Source organism: Microbacterium oleivorans (genome assembly GCF_013389665.1).
In the GTDB taxonomy this organism is placed as follows: domain Bacteria; phylum Actinomycetota; class Actinomycetes; order Actinomycetales; family Microbacteriaceae; genus Microbacterium; species Microbacterium oleivorans_C.
Genome location: NZ_CP058316.1, coordinates 3,200,880 through 3,218,373, shown reverse-complemented (window position 1 = coordinate 3,218,373; position 17,494 = coordinate 3,200,880). Strand labels below are relative to the sequence as shown.

At 70.6% G+C, this 17,494-nt stretch carries 18 protein-coding genes and 4 tRNA genes; 4 read left to right on the top strand and 18 right to left on the bottom strand.

Annotation, left to right across the window (positions count from 1 at the left end):
* Positions 1–38: 38 nt before the first annotated feature.
* From HW566_RS15300 to pdxS, 7 genes are all read right to left on the bottom strand, one after another.
* Complete coding sequence (locus HW566_RS15300; RefSeq protein ID WP_306171779.1) at positions 39–566, bottom strand: preprotein translocase subunit YajC; 528 nt, start codon at positions 564–566, stop codon at positions 39–41.
* 58 nt (positions 567–624) lie between these two features.
* Complete coding sequence (ruvB, locus tag HW566_RS15295; protein ID WP_178014318.1) at positions 625–1,650, bottom strand: Holliday junction branch migration DNA helicase RuvB; 1,026 nt, start codon at positions 1,648–1,650, stop codon at positions 625–627.
* A complete protein-coding gene (gene ruvA, locus HW566_RS15290; RefSeq protein ID WP_178014316.1) occupies positions 1,643–2,260 on the bottom strand; it encodes a Holliday junction branch migration protein RuvA in 618 nt (205 codons plus the stop codon). The genes ruvB and ruvA overlap by 8 nt, the downstream gene beginning before the upstream one ends.
* Positions 2,261–2,339: 79 nt before the next feature.
* Positions 2,340–2,909 carry a crossover junction endodeoxyribonuclease RuvC gene (ruvC, locus tag HW566_RS15285; RefSeq protein ID WP_178014314.1) on the bottom strand — a complete coding sequence of 190 codons (570 nt, stop codon included), beginning with the start codon at positions 2,907–2,909 and terminating at the stop codon, positions 2,340–2,342.
* A 61-nt stretch (positions 2,910–2,970) separates the two neighbouring features.
* Complete coding sequence (locus HW566_RS15280; protein ID WP_178014312.1) at positions 2,971–3,732, bottom strand: YebC/PmpR family DNA-binding transcriptional regulator; 762 nt, start codon at positions 3,730–3,732, stop codon at positions 2,971–2,973.
* Positions 3,733–3,742: 10 nt separating this feature from the next.
* The gene (gene pdxT / locus HW566_RS15275) at positions 3,743–4,363 is read right to left on the bottom strand and encodes a pyridoxal 5'-phosphate synthase glutaminase subunit PdxT (protein WP_256728761.1); all 621 of its coding nucleotides are present in this window, start codon (positions 4,361–4,363) and stop codon (positions 3,743–3,745) included.
* A gap of 7 nt (positions 4,364–4,370) precedes the next feature.
* Positions 4,371–5,210: a pyridoxal 5'-phosphate synthase lyase subunit PdxS gene (gene pdxS, locus HW566_RS15270; protein WP_256728974.1), complete on the bottom strand. Its 840-nt coding sequence runs from the start codon at positions 5,208–5,210 to the stop codon at positions 4,371–4,373.
* A 141-nt stretch (positions 5,211–5,351) separates the two neighbouring features.
* On the opposite strand from pdxS, the gene HW566_RS15265 reads away from it, so the two are divergent.
* Positions 5,352–6,680, top strand: a complete 1,329-nt coding sequence (locus HW566_RS15265) for an aminotransferase class I/II-fold pyridoxal phosphate-dependent enzyme (protein WP_178014309.1) — start codon at positions 5,352–5,354, stop codon at positions 6,678–6,680.
* 4 nt (positions 6,681–6,684) lie between these two features.
* Entirely contained in the window at positions 6,685–7,536 is an 852-nt protein-coding gene (gene pdxY, locus HW566_RS15260; RefSeq protein WP_178014307.1) for a pyridoxal kinase PdxY, read from the top strand.
* A 9-nt stretch (positions 7,537–7,545) separates the two neighbouring features.
* Here the strand turns inward: pdxY and HW566_RS15255 are convergent, their stop codons facing one another.
* From HW566_RS15255 to thrS, 3 genes are all read right to left on the bottom strand, one after another.
* On the bottom strand, positions 7,546–8,133 hold the full coding sequence (locus HW566_RS15255) for a hypothetical protein (protein ID WP_178014305.1): 588 nt from the start codon (positions 8,131–8,133) through the stop codon (positions 7,546–7,548).
* Positions 8,134–8,213: 80 nt separating this feature from the next.
* A complete protein-coding gene (locus HW566_RS15250) occupies positions 8,214–8,771 on the bottom strand; it encodes an HIT family protein (protein WP_178014303.1) in 558 nt (185 codons plus the stop codon).
* The gene (thrS, locus tag HW566_RS15245; protein WP_178014301.1) at positions 8,768–10,807 is read right to left on the bottom strand and encodes a threonine--tRNA ligase; all 2,040 of its coding nucleotides are present in this window, start codon (positions 10,805–10,807) and stop codon (positions 8,768–8,770) included. The genes HW566_RS15250 and thrS overlap by 4 nt, the downstream gene beginning before the upstream one ends.
* Before the next feature lie 195 nt (positions 10,808–11,002).
* Here thrS and HW566_RS15240 point away from each other — a divergent pair, with 195 nt between their 5' ends.
* Positions 11,003–12,166, top strand: a complete 1,164-nt coding sequence (locus HW566_RS15240) for an SLC13 family permease (RefSeq protein WP_178014299.1) — start codon at positions 11,003–11,005, stop codon at positions 12,164–12,166.
* Positions 12,167–12,197: 31 nt separating this feature from the next.
* Here the strand turns inward: HW566_RS15240 and HW566_RS15235 are convergent, their stop codons facing one another.
* The 4 genes from HW566_RS15235 to HW566_RS15220 all read right to left on the bottom strand — a co-directional run bounded on the left by HW566_RS15235 (position 12,198) and on the right by HW566_RS15220 (position 13,099).
* Complete coding sequence (locus HW566_RS15235; protein WP_178014297.1) at positions 12,198–12,704, bottom strand: glycine cleavage system protein R; 507 nt, start codon at positions 12,702–12,704, stop codon at positions 12,198–12,200.
* 98 nt (positions 12,705–12,802) lie between these two features.
* A tRNA-Val gene (locus tag HW566_RS15230) sits at positions 12,803–12,874 on the bottom strand.
* Positions 12,875–12,901: 27 nt separating this feature from the next.
* Positions 12,902–12,972: transfer RNA gene (locus HW566_RS15225), tRNA-Cys, on the bottom strand.
* Between the two features lie 55 nt (positions 12,973–13,027).
* Positions 13,028–13,099: transfer RNA gene (locus HW566_RS15220), tRNA-Gly, on the bottom strand.
* 153 nt (positions 13,100–13,252) lie between these two features.
* Here HW566_RS15220 and HW566_RS15215 point away from each other — a divergent pair.
* A tRNA-Val gene (locus HW566_RS15215) sits at positions 13,253–13,325 on the top strand.
* A gap of 67 nt (positions 13,326–13,392) precedes the next feature.
* Here the strand turns inward: HW566_RS15215 and HW566_RS15210 are convergent.
* From HW566_RS15210 to zapE, 4 genes are all read right to left on the bottom strand, one after another.
* The gene (locus tag HW566_RS15210) at positions 13,393–14,127 is read right to left on the bottom strand and encodes a VIT1/CCC1 transporter family protein (RefSeq protein ID WP_256728759.1); all 735 of its coding nucleotides are present in this window, start codon (positions 14,125–14,127) and stop codon (positions 13,393–13,395) included.
* A gap of 135 nt (positions 14,128–14,262) precedes the next feature.
* Positions 14,263–14,790, bottom strand: a complete 528-nt coding sequence (locus HW566_RS15205) for a type II toxin-antitoxin system PemK/MazF family toxin (protein WP_178014293.1) — start codon at positions 14,788–14,790, stop codon at positions 14,263–14,265.
* Between the two features lie 239 nt (positions 14,791–15,029).
* Positions 15,030–16,298 carry an ammonium transporter gene (locus HW566_RS15200; RefSeq protein ID WP_178014291.1) on the bottom strand — a complete coding sequence of 423 codons (1,269 nt, stop codon included), beginning with the start codon at positions 16,296–16,298 and terminating at the stop codon, positions 15,030–15,032.
* Positions 16,299–16,464: 166 nt separating this feature from the next.
* Positions 16,465–17,493 (bottom strand): cell division protein ZapE, encoded by a 1,029-nt coding sequence (gene zapE, locus HW566_RS15195; protein ID WP_178014287.1) that lies wholly within the window; start codon positions 17,491–17,493, stop codon positions 16,465–16,467.
* Position 17,494: the final 1 nt, after the last annotated feature.

The window sequence follows — 17,494 nt, the reverse complement described above, 5'->3', positions numbered from 1 at the left end:
TCAGCTTTCGTCGAGCGAGCCCCGGAGGGACCGGTGGGTCAGGCGCGGGGCTTGTCGTCGCGGTCGCCCGCGCCCTCGGGCGCGGTGTCGACGGTCCTCGCACGGGCGGCGTCGTCGCTGACGGAGGTGATGAGCCCCTGCTCGACGTCGGCGACGTACTCCTCGTGGTGCTCCTCGGCCTCGATGTACTCGTCCTCGGTGAGGGTGCCCTCCGAGGGGTCGACCACGCGCAGGATCGCCTGGCTGTGGACCTCGACCTCGACACCCGGTGCGAGCTCGACGCGAGCCGACTTCGACAGGTCGTCACCGTCGTATTCGACGATCGTGCCGTAGAACCCGCCCTGCAGCAGCACCTTCGCGCCGGGCAGGAGCTGACGCGACTTCTCGGCCTGCTCGGCCTTCATGCGCTGCGCACGCCGGCGCTGGCTCCAGAACATGAAGACGATCAGCAGCGCGAGGATGATCAGCAGACCGTACTCCGCGAAGAACTGCAGCGCCGGGTTGGCGGGAGGAGCGTCGGCCGGGGTGGTGGCGAAGAAGAGCATGGAGGTGGGAGCACCTTTCACGGGTCGGCACGCGAAGAATGCGCAGCCTCGGGATTCGTCGGCGAGAAGCCTTCAGCGATTATAGGTCATCGATCTCGAGCGCCCCATCGGCCCGGGTCACGCCGAGGTGGCGATAGGCCGACGGCATCGCGACCCGACCGCGGGGCGACCGACCGACGAAGCCGATGCGCACGAGGTAGGGCTCCACGACCGACTCGACGGTCTCGGCCTCCTCTCCGACGGTGACGGCGAGCGTGTTGAGCCCCACCGGTCCCCCGCCGAAGCGCCGCACCAACGCTTCGAGCACGGCGCGGTCGAGGCGGTCGAGGCCGATCGCATCGACGTCGTAGAGCTCGAGCGCCGCGGCGACGTCCCGCTCGGTCGCGCCCTGCGCCGCGTCTCCGTGGACGATGACGAAGTCGCGCACCCGGCGCAGCAGCCTGTTGGCGATGCGCGGTGTGCCCCGCGAACGGCGGGCGATCTCGGCGCGTGCCACCGGGGGTACGTCGACCGCGAGCACACTCGCCGAGCGGGCGATGACCTGCTCCAGCTCTTCGGGCTCGTAGTACTCCATGTGCGCGGTGAACCCGAAGCGGTCGCGGAGCGGATTGGGCAGCAGGCCCGAGCGGGTCGTCGCACCCACGAGCGTGAAGGGCGCCAGCTCGAGCGGGATGCTGGTGGCACCGGCGCCCTTGCCGACCATGATGTCGATGCGGAAGTCCTCCATCGCCAGGTACAGCATCTCCTCGGCGGAGCGCGCCATGCGATGGATCTCGTCGATGAAGAGCACCTCACCCGGCACCAGGCTCGACAGCAGCGCCGCGAGGTCGCCGGCGTGCTGGATCGCCGGTCCGCTCGACATACGCAGCGGCCGGCCGCTCTCGTGGGCGACGATCATCGCGAGGGTGGTCTTGCCGAGCCCGGGCGGACCCGAGAGCAGGATGTGGTCCGCGGGGCGGTCCTGCATGTCTGCGGCCCGCAGCAGCAGCTCGAGCTGGCCGCGCACCTTCTGCTGCCCGACGAACTCCGCGAGAGAGGTCGGACGGAGCGCCCCCTCGACCGCGAGCTCGGTCTCGTCGGCCGCGAGACCGTGGGGCTCAGACACCGGTCTGCTCCGGTCGCGCGGGACCGAGCTGGGCGAGCGCGAGCTTCAGCAGCGCCGGCACGGATGCGGGGGCTCCGGCCTCGGCGGTGACGGCGGCGACCGCATCCGTCGCGACCCGTTCGCTCCAGCCGAGGGCGACCAGCGCCGCCACCACCTGGCCGGCGAGCGTCGACGACGCGCTCCGGCCGGACGCCGGGGCCGTCGCGGCAGCCGGCTGCAGCTTGCCGGCGAGCTGCACCACGATGAGCTTGGCGGTCTTGGGGCCGATGCCCGAGACCCGGCGGAAGGGGGCGTCGTCCTCTCCGGTGACGGCCTCTGCGATCTGGTCGACGCCGAGCGAGGCCAGGACGCCGAGCGCGGACTTGGGGCCGACCCCGGTCACCCCGATGAGCAGGAGGAAGACGCTCAACTGCTCTCGCGTGGCGAAGCCGAACAGCGAGAGGGCGTCCTCGCGCACGATGAGATTCGTGTGCAGCACGATCTCGTCGCCGACATGGAACGAGCGCGGGATGTCGGGGGTCACCGCGACCGTGAAGCCGACACCGCCCACATCGATGACCACGCTGTCCGGCTCGAGGTGCAGCACGCTTCCGCGCAGGGAGGAGATCATGTTCCGAGCCTAGGCGCGGCTTCGCAGGTATGTTCGAGCGACACGCGTGTCGGCCGCGGTGTCCACGACGACGCGCGCCTCAGCGTCGCGAGACGCGCTCGGCGTCGGCCCAGGCGCGCTGCGCCGGGGTCAGCGCCGTGCCGCCCGCCGCCGCCGGAGATGTGCCGCCGCGCCGCCAGGCGTGACAGATGGCGAGCGCCAGGGCGTCCGCGGCGTCCGCCGGCTGCGGCAACGCGTCGAGGCGGAGCACCCGCGCGACCATCGTCTGGACCTGCAGCTTCTCGGCGGACCCGTATCCGGTGATCGCCGCCTTCACCTCCGACGGCGTGTGCGTCGCGGCATCCAGCCCGTTCTCGGCGGCGACGAGCAGCGCGATGCCACTGGCCTGAGCGGTGCCCATGACGGTGCTGCGGTTGTGCTGCGCGAACACCCGCTCCACCGCGACGACGTGCGGGCGATGCTCCGCGATGACCGACCGCAGACCCGCCGCGATCGTCGCCAGACGCCGCTCGATCGGCAGGTCGGTGGCCGATCGGACGACGCCGACGTGGACGAGACGCGCGGACCGGTCCCGTGACACGTCGACGACTCCCACGCCGCACCGGGTGAGGCCGGGGTCGACACCGAGGACGCGCAGCGGAGTGGTCACTCCCCCACGCTACGTCCGACTCGGGCCGTCGCCGCGACGACAGACCGAAGCAGCCGCAGGCCTACTCCTCGTCGTTCTCGAGCTCGGCCTGCACCTCGGCGGTCAGGTCGAAGTTGGTGAAGACGTTCTGCACGTCGTCGCTGTCTTCGAGCGCGTCGATGAGTCGGAAGATCTTGCGGGCGGTGTCGGCGTCGATCTCGACCTTGAGCGAGGGGACGAACTCCACGTCGGCGGACTCGTACTCCAGCCCGGCCTCCTGCAGCGCGGTACGCACCGCGACCAGCTCGGACGGGTCGGTGACGACCTCGAAACCCTGGGCGTGCGGCTCGACCTCTTCGGCGCCGGCCTCGAGGGCGGCGAGCATGACGTCGTCCTCGCTGGCGTTCTCGTTCGAGACGACGACGACGCCCTTGCGGTGGAAGTTGTAGGCGACCGACCCCGGGTCGGCGAGCGTGCCGCCGTTGCGCGAGAGCGCTGTGCGCACCTCGGCCGCCGCACGGTTCTTGTTGTCGGTCAGACACTCGATCAACAGGGCCACGCCGTTGGGTCCGTACCCCTCGTACATGATGGAGGTGTACTCGACCGACTCGCCGCCGATACCGGCGCCGCGCTTGACCGCTCGGTCGATGTTGTCCTTCGGGACCGAGGTCTTCTTGGCCTTGAGAACGGCGTCGAACAGCGTCGGATTACCCTGCAGGTCGGGGCCGCCGAGCTTCGCCGCAACCTCGATGTTCTTGATGAGCTTGGCCCACGACTTGGCACGACGCGCGTCGACGACGGCCTTCTTGTGCTTGGTCGTGGCCCATTTGGAGTGACCGGACATGGTGTCGATCTTACCGGGATGACGCTCGCGCCTCACGGACGCGGCCGAGGAAGCGCTCGTGGAAGCGATGCTCCCCGGAGACCTCCGGATGGAATGCGGTGGCCAGGATCCGTCCCTGCTCCACGGCGACCGCGCGTCCGCCCGGAAGGGACGCGAGCACCCGTACCCCGCTGCCCCACTCCGTCACGACGGGCGCCCGGATGAACGCCGCCGAGACGGGGGCGACGAACTCCTCGACCGTGAGCTCGGCCTCGAACGATTCGGTTTGACCTCCGAACGCGTTGCGCGAGACCGTGACGTCGAGCCCGCCGAAGGTCTCCTGACCCGCGATCCCGCCGTCGAGTCGATCGGCGAGGAGGATCATCCCCGCGCACGTGCCGTAGACCGGGAGGCCGCCCGCGATCGCGTCGCGGATGGGCGCCTGCAGGTCGAAGGCGCGGGCGAGCTTGTCGATCACGCTCGACTCTCCGCCGGGCAGCACGAGGCCGTCGATGTCGCGGAGTTCGCCCGGACGGCGCACCAGCGAGACGACGGCCCCGAGCGCGTCGAGGGTGCGCGCGTGCTCCCGCACGTCGCCCTGCAGCGCCAACACGCCCACCCGCGGGGCTGCGGCACTCAGCGCACGCCCCACGCCGCGCTCACCACCCGCGCTCGGCGAGGCGATGCGGTGCCGGCAGATCGGCGACGTTGATGCCGACCATCGCCTCGCCCAGCCCGCGGGACGCGGCGGCGACGACGCCCGGGTCGTCGTGGAACGTCGTCGCCTTGACGATCGCAGCCGCACGCCGTGCCGGGTCGCCGGACTTGAAGATGCCCGACCCGACGAACACGCCGTCGGCACCGAGCTGCATCATCATCGCCGCGTCGGCGGGGGTCGCCACTCCCCCGGCGGTGAACAGCACGACCGGCAGCTCGCCCGTCGCCGCGACCTCGGCGACGAGCTCGTAGGGCGCCTGCAGCTCCTTGGCGGCGACATACAGCTCGTCCGCGCTCTTCGCACCGAGGGCGCGGATCTCCGCGGTGATGGTGCGGATGTGGCGGGTCGCCTCGGAGACATCCCCCGTGCCCGCCTCGCCCTTCGAGCGGATCATGGCCGCCCCCTCGGTGATCCGCCGCAGCGCCTCGCCGAGGTTGGTGGCGCCGCAGACGAAGGGGACGGTGAAGCCCCACTTGTCGATGTGATTCGCGTAGTCGGCCGGTGAGAGCACCTCGGACTCGTCGACGTAGTCCACGCCGAGCTCCTGCAGCACGCGGGCCTCGACGAAATGGCCGATGCGGGCCTTCGCCATCACCGGGATCGACACCGATCCGATGATGTCGTCGATGAGGTCGGGGTCGCTCATCCGGGCCACGCCGCCCTGGGCGCGGATGTCGGCGGGCACACGCTCGAGGGCCATGACGGCCACGGCGCCGGCATCCTCGGCGATGCGCGCCTCCTCGGCGGTGACGACGTCCATGATGACGCCGCCCTTGAGCATCTCGGCGAGTCCGCGCTTGACGCGTGAGGTTCCGGTGGCGGTCTGAGGAGGGGTGGACACGGTGGGCTCCGATCTCGGCCGTCCCGTCTCGGTTCGACCTAGGCCAAAAAGTAGCATGGCATCCGACATAAGATCGTCGCGATGACTTCCCGCGACGCCATCACCGGGCACACCGCCGGTGACATCGCCGACAGCGTTCGGATGCTGCTCGAGCGCGGTGTCCTGCGCGCCGACGACGCGCTCCCGCCGGTGCGGGCCCTCGCCGACGACCTCGGAGTCAACCGAAACACGGTGGTGGCGGCGTACCGACTGCTCGCACAGGCGGGTGTCGTCGTCGCGCGCGGTCGCGGCGGCACACGCATCGCCGACATCGCTCCCATCGCAGCGGAGGGGATGGCCGACACGGTCCTCCGCGATGTCGGCTCGGGGAACCCCGATCCGACGCGCATCCCCGATCCGAGCGGGGTGCTCGCGCGCGTCGCGCACCGGCCGGTGCTGTACGGGGAGCCGGTCGTCGATCACGGACTCGAGGCGTGGGCGCGAGCGTGGTTCGCCGCCGATGCGCGGGCCGGCGAGCGCGTCGATCTGACCGTCACCGGCGGCGCCGTCGATGCGGTCGAGCGACTCCTGGCCCAAGCACTCACCCGAGACGACGCCGTCGCGCTCGAAGATCCGTGCTTCCTCGCGAGCATCCATACGGTGCGCCTCGCCGGATATCGCGCCATCCCGGTTCCCGTCGATGCCGAGGGCATGACGGTCGCGGGCCTGCGAGACGCCCTCGCGGCCGGCGCCCGCGCCGTCGTCATCACACCGCGCGCTCAGAACCCGACGGGCGCCAGTCTCTCGGACCGGCGCGCGGCGGAGCTGCGGGCCGTGCTGAGCGAGCACCCCTACGTCCTCATCATCGAGGACGACCACTTCTCGCTGCTCTCGACCCGTCCCTACCGATCGGTGATCGGCCCGGAGCACCGCCGATGGGCACGGGTGCGATCGGTGTCGAAGTTCCTCGGCCCCGACATGTGCCTCGCGGTGACGGCATCCGATCCGGTCACCGCCGAGCGCATGTCTTTGCGTCTCGGGTCGGGCACGACCTGGGTGAGCCACCTGCTGCAGCGCCTCGCGCATGCGCTGCTGACCGACGACGACGCCGTTGCGACGATCGCCGCCGCGCGCGAGCACTACGCCGCGCGCAACAGCGCCTTCGCCGACCGTCTCTCGCGGGCGGGCCTCGCCTGCGTGCCCGGAGACGGGCTGAGTCTGTGGGTCGAGGTGCCCGGCACGGCCCGCACGGTCGCCGACGCCCTCATGCGCCGCGGCTGGCTCGCCCGCACCGGCGACGAGTTCCGACTCTCTGCCGATGAGCCCTCTCGCCATCTGCGTCTCACCGTCCACGACCTCGACGACGACGACGCCGACGCGCTCGCACGCGACCTCGCCGCCGCCGCTCTGACCCCCTCCCGAAAGGTATGACCCGATGAAGGTCCTCTCGATCCAGTCGGCCGTCGCATACGGCCACGTCGGCAACTCGGCGGCGGTCTTCCCGCTGCAGCGCATCGGGGTCGAGGTGATGCCGGTGTACACGGTCAACTTCTCGAACCACACCGGCTACGGCGCCTGGCGAGGTCCGATGATCAGCCCGGACGACGTCAGCGCCGTCATCGCCGGCATCGAGGACCGGGGCGCGTTCCCGCAGATCGACGTCGTGCTCTCGGGCTACCAGGGCGGCGAGGGCATCGCCGACGTCATCCTCGACACCGTCGCACGTGTGAAGGCGGCGAACCCGGATGCCGTCTACGCCTGCGACCCCGTCATGGGCAACGCTGTATCCGGCTGCTTCGTCGCACCTGCGATCCCGGTCCTGCTGCGCGAGCGCGTCGTTCCCGCAGCCGACATCATCACTCCGAACCAGTTCGAACTCGGGTTCTTGACCGGCACCGAGCCGGGCGACCTGGCCTCGACGCTCGACTCGGTCGACGCGGCGAGGGCCATGGGTCCGCGTACCGTGCTCGTGACGAGCGTCGCACGGCCGGAGCGCCCCACCGGCACGATCGAGATGCTCGCCGTCGATGACACCGGCGCGTGGATCGTGCGCACCCCGCACATCCCGATGAAGGCGAACGGCTCGGGGGACGTCACCGCCGCGCTGTTCACCGCGCACTACCGACGCACCGCCGACGCGGCGGACGCACTGGCGCGCACCACCTCGAGCGTGTTCGACCTGCTGACCCGGACGCACGCGTCGGGCGAGCGCGAGCTGCAGCTGGTCGAGAGCCAGGAGTCCTACGCGCACCCGCGCATGCAGTTCACCGTCGAGCGGGTGCGCTGACTCGTCGGGTCAGTACTGACCGCCGGCGTCGGTCCAGGCCTGCTCCCACTGCGGCGCGTCGTCGGGGCACAGGAAGCGCGTGCCGAACACCATGATGCTCACCGCCCCCTCACGCGAGGCGTCGTCGACGGCGAGGCTCTGAATGAGCGGCGATGAGACGACGTGCGTCCGGAAGGATGCGGTGTCGATGCTGTGGCCGTTGAGGATCGAGGTCTCGCAGGCGTCGAGTGCGAGTGCGAGCGTCACCGTCTCGGCCTGTTCCGACCACTGACCGCCGTTCTCCTCGAGATGGGCGCGCTGCTGGGTCACGAGCTCCTGCTGCGCAGGCGTCTTGGCCGTGAGCGAGGGCTGCCCGACGGGCTGCTGCTGCTCGGCGATGAAGGCGTCACGCTCGGCGAGCGCGTCGACCGTCGCATCCGGCTCGTCCGCCGCGGCGTCCGGTGTCGCCGATCCGGTCTCGGATGTCGTGGGCGACATCGCTGGCGAGCCGCTGTCGGCATCCGGCCCCTCTGCGGGCGTGCAGCCGGCGAGGGTGAGCAGCCCGGCGACGGCGATGACGGCGATGACGGGCGTTCGGACATGGGCGGTGATGGACACGGTGCCTCCTCGGTGGGTGGCCAGGCTATGCCCCACCGGCATCCCGATGCTCGGGCTTGCGCTCGCGCCTCAGCATCGCCTCAGTCGGTCGGCCACGCGCTCGCGACGGCCTCGCGGACCTCGCCCAGCAGCTGCGGCAGCGCCTTCGTCTTCGCGATGATCGGGAAGAAGTTGGCGTCGGTCGCCCACCGGGGCACGACGTGCTGGTGCAGATGTCCGTCGACGCCGGCACCCGCCACCGCGCCCTGGTTCATGCCGAGGTTGAACCCGTCGCAGCGCGACACCTCCCGCAGCACGCGCATTGCGGTCTGGGTGAGGGCGCCGATCTCGGCGACCTCCTCGGGTGTGGCGAGGTCATAGGTCGGGATGTGCCGGTAGGGGCAGACGAGCAGGTGACCCGAGTTGTACGGGAACAGGTTCAACAGCACGTAGGCGGTGCGCCCGCGCGCGACGATGAGCCCGTCGGCGTCCGACTTGCCGGGCGCCGCGCAGAACGGGCACTCGTCACGCAGCGGCTCGGGCCCCGCCTGGATGTAGGCCATCCGGTGCGGGGTCCACAGCCGCTGGAACTCGTCGGGCACACCGGCCAGGTGCGCGGCGTCCTCGATCGGGCGCGGGGTGTCCGACGCGTCGCTCACGCGGGCTGCTCCGCCGTGCTCGTCAGCTGCTCCGCCGTGTCGACGAGCGTGCGCTCGCGGATCGCCGAGAGGATGCGCTCGACCGCCTCGTCCACCGGCACGCCGTTGGTCTGCGACCCGTCGCGGAATCGGAACGAGACGGTGCCTCCGGCGCGGTCCTGCTCGCCGGCGATCAGCTGCAGCGGCACCTTCTGCGTGGTGTGGGTGCGGATCTTCTTCTGCATGCGGTCGTCCGAGCGATCGAGCTCGGCACGCACGCCCGCCTGTCGCAGGCGCGTCACAACCTCCTGCAGGTAGGGCGCGTAGTCGTCGGCGACCGGGATGCCGACGACCTGGACGGGGGCGAGCCACACGGGGAACGCACCGGCGTAGTGCTCGAGGAGGATCGCGAAGAACCGCTCGATCGAACCGAACAGCGCACGGTGGATCATCACCGGGCGGTGCTTCTCGCCGTCGGGGCCGGTGTATTCCAGCTCGAACCGCTCGGGCTGGTTGAAGTCGAGCTGGATCGTCGACATCTGCCACGTGCGGCCGATCGCATCACGGGCCTGCACCGAGATCTTCGGCCCGTAGAACGCCGCCCCGCCCGGGTCGGGCACGAGCTCGAGGCCGGAGCCCTCGGCGACCCGGCGCAGCGTGTCGGTCGCCTGCTGCCAGAGGGCGTCGTCGCCGATGAACTTCGGGTTGCCCTCCTCCTTGGTCGACAGCTCCAGGTAGAAGTCGTTCAACCCGTAGTCGCGCAGGGTCTGCAGCACGAACTCCAGGCTGTGCACGAGCTCCGCCTCCACCTGGTCGGCGGTGACGTAGATGTGGGTGTCGTCCTGGGTCATGCCGCGCACCCGAGTCAGCCCCGACAGCGTGCCGCTCTTCTCGTAGCGGTACACCGACCCGAACTCGCTCAGGCGCAGCGGCAGCTCACGGTAGCTGCGCCCGCGCGAGCGGAAGATCAGGTTGTGGAACGGGCAGTTCATGGGCTTGAGGTAGTACTCCTGCCCCTGCCGAGTGACGTTGCCCTCGGCGTCGACGATCTCGTCGAGCTTCATCGGCGGGTACATCCCGTCGGCGTACCACTGCAGGTGGCCGCTCGTCATGAACAGGTCGCCCTTGGTGATGTGCGGCGTGTTCACGACGTCGTAGCCGTTCGCGAGCAGGCGCTCGCGCATGTACCGCTCGATCTCGTAGCGGATGATGCCGCCCTTGGGGTGGAACACCGACAGGCCCGGACCGATCTCATCGGGGAACGAGAACAGGTCGAGCTCGACGCCGAGCTTGCGGTGGTCGCGGCGCGCAGCCTCCGCCAGACGCTCCTGGTAGGCGCGGAGCTCGTCCTTGGTCGGCCAGGCCGTGCCGTAGATGCGCTGCAGCTGCGGGTTCTTCTCGCTCCCCCGCCAGTAAGCCGCCGCTACCCGGGTCAGATCCCAGCCGTTGCCGACCATGCGGGTGCCGGGCACGTGCGGACCACGGCACAGGTCTTTCCACGCGGTCTCGCCGTCGCGGGTGACGTTGTCGTAGATCGTCAGCTCGCCGGCACCGATCTCGGCCGACGCGCCCTCCGCGGCATCCGCCCCCGATCCGGGTCCGCCGGCGAGGTCGACCAGCTCGAGTTTGAACGGCTCGGCGGCCAGCTCGGCACGGGCCTCGTCCGGCGAGACGACCCGACGCACGAAGCGCTGGTTTTCGCGGACGATCCGCTCCATCTCCTTCTTGATCGCTTTCAGATCTTCGGGAGTGAAGGGCGCGTCGACGCCGAAGTCGTAGTAGAAGCCGTTCTCGATGGGAGGCCCGATCCCGAGGTTCGCCTGCGGACGGATGCGCTGGACCGCCTGGGCGAGCACGTGCGCGGTCGAGTGCCGCAGGATCGCGAGCCCGTCCGCGCTGTCGACGGTCACCGGCTCGACGGCATCCGTCGCGGCGACGGTCGTCGCGAGGTCTCTCAGCTCGCCGTTCACGCGCAGCGCGACGACGGAGCGATCGGGGAACAGGGCGAAGCCGTCGGCGGGATACGACACGTCCGACGGGGAAACGACGTCAGTCAAGGGAACATCTCCAGATGGGTGGCTCGGATCAAGGCTACTCAGCTTCGGACGCGCGCCGCGTCCTGCCCGCTCAGGCGGAGAGCGTTCGGGCGCCGTGGGCTGTGGGGGCGGGCGTGCAGGCCCCGATCCGGCGGTGTTCCATGCGTCGATCCTACCCGCGGGCGCGTGCGCGGCTCAGCGGCCCGAGCAGGAGTCATGATGGATGCCGTGAAGCTCGTGATCGCCGGGGCCGCGCTGCTGCTGCTGGCCGCCGGCGCGGTGGTCTCGGGCGTGCTGCCGCCCGCCGACGTCGCGGGGATCGTGGAGCGGGTGGCGCCGATCCTCGCGTTCGTGGTGGCCGTGACCGTCGTCGCCGAGCTCGCCGCCACCGCGGGGGTGTTCGACATCGCCGCCGGGCGGCTCGCGCGCGCTTCCCGTGGACGCACTGTCGCACTGTGGCTGCTCGTCGTGGCTCTGGCCGTCGTCTCGACGGCGTTCCTCTCGCTGGACACCACGGCTGTGCTGCTCACTCCCGTCGTCGTCGCCGTGGCCCGCGCGAACGGGCTACCGCCGCTTCCCTTCGCGTTCACCACGGTGTGGCTCGCCAACACCGCCTCGCTCGTCCTGCCCGTGTCGAACCTGACCAACCTGCTCGCCCTCGACCGGCTCCCCGCGGGTGGGGCGGGGGCGTTCATCGCCCTCCAGGGTCCCTCCGCCATCGTCGCGATCGTCGTCAGCGTCGCGCTGCTGTTCGTCATCCACCGGCGCACCCTGAGGGGTCGCTTCGATCCGGCGCCCCTTCCGCGTGTCACCGACCGGGTACAGCTGGTCGTCGCATCCGTGGTGGTCCTCGCGCTGATGCCGGCGCTCGTGAGCGGCCTCGAACCATGGATCCCCGCGACGATCGCCGCCGTGATCCTGCTGGCGCTGTTCGCATGGAGATCGCCGCGCGCCCTCTCGCCGCGGCTCATCCCGTGGCAGCTGCTCGTCTTCGCCGCGGGACTGTTCACGGCCATGGCGGCGCTGGAGTCGCTCGGATCGGCCACGGTCGTGGCCGTCGTCGCAGGCGAGCCCGGCGGCCCGCTCGAGCTGTGGCGCATGGCGGGAACCGCCGTCGTCGCCGCCAACACCGTCGACAACCTGCCGGCCTACCTGCTCCTCGAGTCCTCGGCCGACACCCCCGAGCGTCTCGCCGCGCTGCTGATCGGCGTCAACGCCGGACCGCTCATCACGCCGTGGGCGTCGTTGGCGACACTGCTCTGGCACGAGCGGTTGCGGGCGGTCGGCGTCGAGGTGCCCTGGCGTCGGTTCGTGCTGTGGGGGCTCGTCGCCGCTCCCCTGGTCGTGGGGCTGGCGGTCGTGCCGCTCGCGCTGCGCTGAAGCGGCCCCGCCGGCAGACCGCCGGCCTGCCTCAGACGAGCGTCAGATCGACCTGGATCTCGCCCGCCAGACGCTCGAGGTCGGCGATGACCTCCTCGGTGTCGAAGCCCGCCGGGAGCCGCACGACCAGCGTCGCCTCGAACAGCGTGCCTCCCGCCATCGGCGCGTCGAGCGTGCGACTGGTCAGTCCGTCGATGCTCAGCGCGTGCGCCCCGATGGCGTCGCTGACCTCGCGGACGATGCCCGGGCGGTCGTTGCCGAGAACGGTGAAGCGAAGGACCTGACCGGTGGCCGTCTCGGGCGGGAGGGGCTGATGGGTCGTGATGCGCAGCAGCCCGTCGAGCCGCTCGAGGGCCGCCACGAGGACGTCCCGGCTCTCCTCCGGCACATCGACGAGAACGATGCCCGCGAATGCGCCGGCGAGCTCGGCGAGCTCGCTGCGCTCCCAGTTGCCGCCGTGGGCGGCCACCGTATCGGCGAGCGTCCGCACGAGTCCGACCCGGTCGTCGCCGACGACGGTGAGCACGAGTTGCGTCATGCGCCCGAGCCTAGCCCCGGCCAACCCGGCGGCGCGGATGTCGCGAGAACCGGTGCCCCGAAACGACAAAACCCCCGGCGAGGCCGGGGGTTTCTCGGTGCGCGATACTGGGATCGAACCAGTGACCTCTTCCGTGTCAGGGAAGCGCGCTACCGCTGCGCCAATCGCGCCTGTACAGGCTGTTCAGTTATGAGGCGAGGTGGCGACGGGATTCGAACCCGTGTAAACGGCTTTGCAGGCCGGTGCCTAGCCGCTCGGCCACGCCACCGTGTGTGGTTCTGACCCACGTGCCGGACCTCCCTCACAGGAGATCCTCGCACTCGAGCGGATGACGAGATTCGAACTCGCGACCCTCACCTTGGCAAGGTGATGCGCTACCACTGCGCTACATCCGCATTTCGTTCCGGATCGCTCCGGCACTTGTTAAACATTAGCCGACGATCGCGGGAGCGCAAAACCGGCGGCGCCCCGCGCGTGTCTGCCCCGCGCCGTTCGAGGGGGGCTCCGGCATCCGGTATGCTCGTGTCTCGGCCCTTCGAGGCCGGCACGGGCGATTGGCGCAGTTGGTAGCGCGCTTCCTTCACACGGAAGAGGTCGTGGGTTCGAGTCCCGCATCGCCCACAGAGAAACCCCCGGCATGCCCGGGGGTTTTCGCATCCCACCCGACGTGCACGTGGCGAGCATCCGGCTACACGATCCCGGACGCCCCGAGGAGGGAGCCGATCCCGAACGTCGCGGCCAGGGCCAGAGCTCCCCCGAGCACGATCCGGACGACGGGGCGGAGAGCCGGGCTCCCGCCCAGGCGCGCGCTCGCGAAGCCGGTCAGGGCGAGAGCCGCGAGTACCACGGCGAACGTCACCGGTACCCGCAGCCCGGCCGGCGGCAGCAGGATCGCGATCAGCGGCAGCAACGCGCCGATGGTGAAGGCCAGTGCGCTGGCACCGGCTGCGGCCCAGGGACTCACGACGGTGTCCTCCCCGAAGCCGAGCTCGGCGTCGAGATGCGCGGCGAGCACGTCGTGTTCGGTGAGCTCCTCCGCCACCCGGCGAGCCGTCTCGGCCGTCAGGCCGCGTTGCTCGTACAGCCCCGCGAGTTCGGCGAGCTCGGCGTCCGGATCGTCGGCGAGCTCCCGCCGCTCCTTCGAGATCAGAGCGCGCTGACTGTCCCTCTGACTGCTGACCGAGACGTACTCCCCCAGCGCCATCGAGATCGCACCGCCGACGAGCCCGGCGACACCGGCGGCGAGGATCGGGGCCGCCTGCGTCGTGGCGCCGGCCACACCCACGACGAGCGCGGCGGTCGACACGATCCCGTCGTTCGCCCCCAGCACGCCGGCGCGCAGCCAGTTGAGGCGGCCCGAGATGGATGCCGCGTGCGGTTCCGCCGGGTGCGCCCCGGGTGTCGCCGCCGACGATTCGCTCATGCCGATCATGAAACACCACGACAGGCCGGCCGTGCGGCTGCGCGCGCGTGAGGACGCACACCCGCGGGGACGGCGCGCCCGGTACGGTGCGCCGTGGCGGCATCCCCGCCCCCTCGCACGGACGGGCGAGGGCGCTCAGCGCGAGACGGACCACCCGTAGCGCTGCGAGAGCGCACGCGCGACACGGTCGTACGCGGCGCGCCCGAGCGCACCGGCGTCACGGCGGAGGCCCGACGACGACACGAGGTAGATCTGATTCACGTCGAGCCAGGACGGCCTCCCCAGGCGGTCCCAGTCGCCGGTCCCCAGGGGCAGGTGATCGCGTTCGCCGTCGTGCGGCTTGCTGGTCAGCTTCATGGCCCAGCTGCGGTCGCCGTCTGCGCGGGCGAGCACGAGCAGCGGGCGGTCCTTGCCCCGCGACGCGTCTTCGGCGTACGGCACCCAGGCCCACACGATCTCTCCGGGGTCAGGAAAGGAATCCGGACGCGGCTCGTATCCCAGTCGCAGGCCGCGGGCCGGCGGCAGGTCCACCTCGACGACGGATGCCGCCGCCGCGGCGGTCGCGGGCGTGGAACCCGCGCGGGTGGAGGCTCCTCCTCGTTGCGATCCGGCAGAAGCCTGGCGTGGACGCAGCAGATCCCATACGCGTGACAGCACACCCATGGACCCAAACTAGCTCCGCAGCCGCAGCCGCAGCCGCAGCCGCAGCCGCATTCGCAGCGCTTCAGCTGGCCGCTCATGCCCCCGCGTTCCCTCTGACGCGGCGCGACCTTCCAGGTGAGACTCGACCCCCGTCCGCGCCGACCCGCGAGCCGACGCGCACGGGCACGGGTACGCAGAAGGGCGGGGCATCGCGGATCTCTCCACGATGCCCCGCCCCGGGATGCGGTGACGAGGTCCGATCAGACCTTCGTGTCCGACAGGGTGTAGCCGACCTCGCCGTGCACGACGGTGTCGATGCCGGCGATCTCGTCCTCGTTCTTCACGCGGAAGCCGATCGTCTTCTCGATCGCGAGACCGATGACGAACGAGAGCACGAACGAGTACGCGAGGACCGCGAAGGCTGCGATCGCCTGCACGAGCAGCTGGGTGGCGTCGCCGCCCATGAACAGGCCCGTGCCGTTGGCGAAGAAGCCGAGATACAGCGTTCCGATCAGGCCGCCGACGAGGTGGATGCCCACGACGTCGAGCGAGTCGTCGAAGCCGAGCTTGTACTTCAGCTCGATCGCCAGGGCGCAGGCCGCACCGGCGATGAAGCCGAGCAGGATGGCCCAGATCGGGTCGACCGAGGCGCAGGCCGGCGTGATGGCCACCAGACCGGCGACGGCACCCGAGGCGGCGCCGACCGAGGTGGGCTTGCCGTCCTTGATCTTCTCGACGAGCAGCCAGGCGAGCAGAGCTGCGGCGGGAGCGGCGATCGTGTTGATGAACGCCAGCGCAGCGGTGCCGTCGGCGGCGAGCTCGGAGCCCGCGTTGAAGCCGAACCAGCCGAACCACAGCAGACCGGCACCGAGAAGCACGAAGGGCGGGTTGTGCGGGACGTGCACGCCCTTCTGGAAGCCGACACGCTTGCCGAGGACGAGCGCCAGTGCCAGCGCTGCTGCACCGGCGTTGATGTGGACGGCGGTGCCACCGGCGAAGTCGATCGCACCGACGCCGAAGGCCTCCTGCAGACCGTGGGTGATCCAGCCGCCGTACTCGAACGAGCCGTCGTCGGCGGGGCCGAAGTTGAAGACCCAGCTGGCGACCGGGAAGTAGACGACCGTCGCCCAGATGCCGGCGAACAGCATCCACGAGCCGAACTTGGCCCGGTCGGCGATGGCGCCCGACACGAGCGCGACGGTGAGGATGGCGAACGTCGCCTGGAAGCAGACGAAGGCCATCGGCGGGAACGCGGCGTCTTCGGGCGTCTCGAGCAGGCTGCTCAGGCCGATGGCGCTCCAGTCGATCGACCAGGGTGCGACGGTGCCCTCAGCGCCGGGGAAGGCGATGGCGTACCCGAAGAGCACCCAGAGGACGCCGATCAGTCCGAGCGCGCCGAAGCTCATCATCATCATGCTGATGACGCTCTTGGCCTTGACGAGGCCGCCGTAGAAGAACGCGAGTCCAGGCGTCATCAGCAGGACGAACGCGGCCGCGATGAGTATGAATGCGGTGTTGCCTTGATCCATCTCGAAGGGAAACCTCTCTGCAGGGACGCAGGTGTAGCGTCGGGTCCCCTCAGTGTCGGGGGCGACAGTTTCCCGCGACCACGCAGTCGTGTTTCCGGACGGTTACGCGATCGCTCCCCCGGTAAACATCAGGTTTCCACGCGCCGAGGATGCTCTGCGCGACGGCTCAGGAGTGGGTGAGAGCGACGAGTCGCGAGATCGCGCGCAGGTACTTCTTGCGGTACCCGCCACCCAGCATCTCGTCGCCGAAGACCTCGTCGAGCGGGCGGCCGGTGGCGCGAATGGGGATCTGGGCGTCGTAGGCGCGGTCGACGAAGGCCACGAACCGCAACGCGGCCGACTGGTCGGTCAGCTGGGCCACGTCGCGCAGTCCGATCACCGACACCCCGTCGATCAGGCGGATGTAGCGCGACGGATGCACCGTCGCCAGATGCGCCACGACCTCGGCGAACACGTCGTCCGATACCGCCTCGGCGGCGGCGGCATCCGTGACGGTCCGCTCGTACTCGTCCGGGGCCAGCGAGACGGCGTGCCCATCGACGGCGCGCTGGCGGTAGTCGGTGCCGTCGATCCGGATGGTCTCGAAGCTCGCCGACATCGCATGGATCTCGCGGAGGAAGTCCTGCGCCGCGAAGCGCCCCTCGCCCAGTGCGTTGGGCGGGGTGTTGGAGGTGGCGGCCAGCCGCGTGCCGGAGGCGACGAGCTCACCCAGCAGCCGGGTCATGACCATGGTGTCGCCCGGATCGTCGAGCTCGAACTCGTCGATGCACAGCAGGTCCGCACCGCGCAGCAGCTGCACGGTGTTCTGGTAGCCGACCGCGCCAACGAGCGCGGTGTACTCGATGAAGGATCCGAAATACTTCCGGCGGGCCGGCATCGCGTGGTAGACGGCGGCGAGGAGGTGGGTCTTGCCCACACCGAACCCGCCGTCGAGGTACACGCCCGGCTTGGTCGCGGGAGCCTTCTTCGCCCGGCGGAAGAGACCACCCTTGGCCGCGGGCGCCCCGCCGCCGGCGAACACCTCGAGCAGGTCCTTGGCCTCCTGCTGCGAGGGGTACTGCGGGTCGGCACGATAGGAGTCGAAGGTCGCCCCGTCGAACTGCGGCGGCGGCACGAGCGCGGTGAGCATCTGCGCCCCGCTGACCTCGGGTCGACGGTCGCTGAGGCGCAGGATTCCGGCGGATGTGCTCGTCACG

Coding starts and splice junctions, on each gene's coding strand:
- HW566_RS15280 (WP_178014312.1), bottom strand. CDS start 3,732: ATGTCCGGTCACTCCAAATGGGCCACGACCAAGCACAAGAAGGCCGTC.
- HW566_RS15200 (WP_178014291.1), bottom strand. CDS start 16,298: ATGGATCAAGGCAACACCGCATTCATACTCATCGCGGCCGCGTTCGTC.
- pdxY (WP_178014307.1), top strand. CDS start 6,685: ATGAAGGTCCTCTCGATCCAGTCGGCCGTCGCATACGGCCACGTCGGC.
- HW566_RS15235 (WP_178014297.1), bottom strand. CDS start 12,704: ATGACGCAACTCGTGCTCACCGTCGTCGGCGACGACCGGGTCGGACTC.
- HW566_RS15265 (WP_178014309.1), top strand. CDS start 5,352: ATGACTTCCCGCGACGCCATCACCGGGCACACCGCCGGTGACATCGCC.
- ruvA (WP_178014316.1), bottom strand. CDS start 2,260: ATGATCTCCTCCCTGCGCGGAAGCGTGCTGCACCTCGAGCCGGACAGC.
- pdxS (WP_256728974.1), bottom strand. CDS start 5,210: ATGCTCAAGGGCGGCGTCATCATGGACGTCGTCACCGCCGAGGAGGCG.
- HW566_RS15240 (WP_178014299.1), top strand. CDS start 11,003: ATGATGGATGCCGTGAAGCTCGTGATCGCCGGGGCCGCGCTGCTGCTG.
- HW566_RS15205 (WP_178014293.1), bottom strand. CDS start 14,790: ATGGGTGTGCTGTCACGCGTATGGGATCTGCTGCGTCCACGCCAGGCT.
- HW566_RS15210 (WP_256728759.1), bottom strand. CDS start 14,127: ATGAGCGAATCGTCGGCGGCGACACCCGGGGCGCACCCGGCGGAACCG.